Below are 1172 nucleotides of genomic sequence, written 5' to 3' on the forward strand. Positions count from 1 at the left end.
CAAACCAGCGTGCGCGAGTAAACTTAGCAGAGCCAATCAACACATGTGATAACAAGTTAGATATCACTGGAGATAGTGCATAAATCACCGAAATAATGCCCGAAGGTACGTATGCCGCCGCTATGTAAGTGCACAGCATGGCCAGAAAAACGCCAAGCAAAGAAGCGGCATAAACTTTAATAGCTCGCGCTGTCCACGAGAGTTTAATCTTAAAAAGGCGTAAGATCGCATAGCCGATAGCGGCCGCTAACAACATTCGCAGCGTAATTGCACTAATGGGCGTTATCGTTTCACTGCTCCACTGAATAGCTAAGGGAGTAGTCGACCAGATTATTATAATGGTGGCATACGCCACGGGCACAGACATGCTATATCCTCTTTTAATAGTTAGTTTAATTAAAGAAAATACAGCGATATAAGGTGGGTGAAACGATAAGTCACTGCATTTTCTTGCTGTGACTTGAAAGGCTTATAAAACAGACTACTTCTTCAGAAACACAGCGAGCATTGCCATACGGGCGCGCACACACCATCGCATGCTGGCAACCTTGCCTAAACCACGAATAGCGATTAAGGCATAGGCACAAAGCATGAGATCTTTCATTGCAGGTGCTGTGTTTTGATTAATAGTAGTCATAAGCCAATACTGGAGGGCTTTTAGCTTATTGTCAACGCTTAGAGTTCGAGTCGTTATAAATAGTTTCCCAGCGAGGTGTAGACTCAGCAACATAAGAACCAGTAAACTCGGTCTGTAAGCCTCCACGAGTGTTATACCACCTGATGGCAGTAAAATGAGGTTGCGGACCTATGTCCATCCAATGCTTAACTTTTTTTGGAATAATCAATAAATCTCCAGCCCCACATTGAAGTATATGTATCTTTTCCTGAACATGGATATATACGAGTACTGCCCCCTCAATAAAGAAGCGCGCTTCATCTTCGTTGTGCGTATGCTCAGAAATGTACTGACTACGCAATACCACGCCATGAACATCGTCTTCATGAATACGAGCGATATCTGCATATAAATAATTATGCTCACGCTTTACATTCTCAACCAGCTCTTCGTAAAGCTTAAGCAGCTGGTCTCCAGTTGGGCTCGTATTGGGCAGCATTGTGAGAATGTCGTGCTGAGCAAAATAAATTCCATCTTCGGCTAGCTCTGCTACTTG

Annotated in this window: 3 protein-coding genes; all 3 read right to left on the reverse strand. The window is 43.6% G+C overall.

The window, feature by feature from the left end; genetic code table 11:
• Positions 1–367: DMT family transporter (locus A3735_RS04645; protein ID WP_156499400.1), on the reverse strand; the 367-nt coding region annotated here is incomplete at its 3' end.
• 114 nt (positions 368–481) lie between these two features.
• Entirely contained in the window at positions 482–637 is a 156-nt protein-coding gene (locus A3735_RS29470) for a hypothetical protein (RefSeq protein WP_156490323.1), read from the reverse strand.
• 31 nt (positions 638–668) lie between these two features.
• Positions 669–1172, reverse strand: a 504-nt coding sequence (locus tag A3735_RS04650) for a hypothetical protein (protein ID WP_068637652.1), incomplete at its 5' end; no start/stop codon positions are given.

The sequence above is a fragment of the Oleiphilus sp. HI0061 genome (assembly GCF_001635675.1).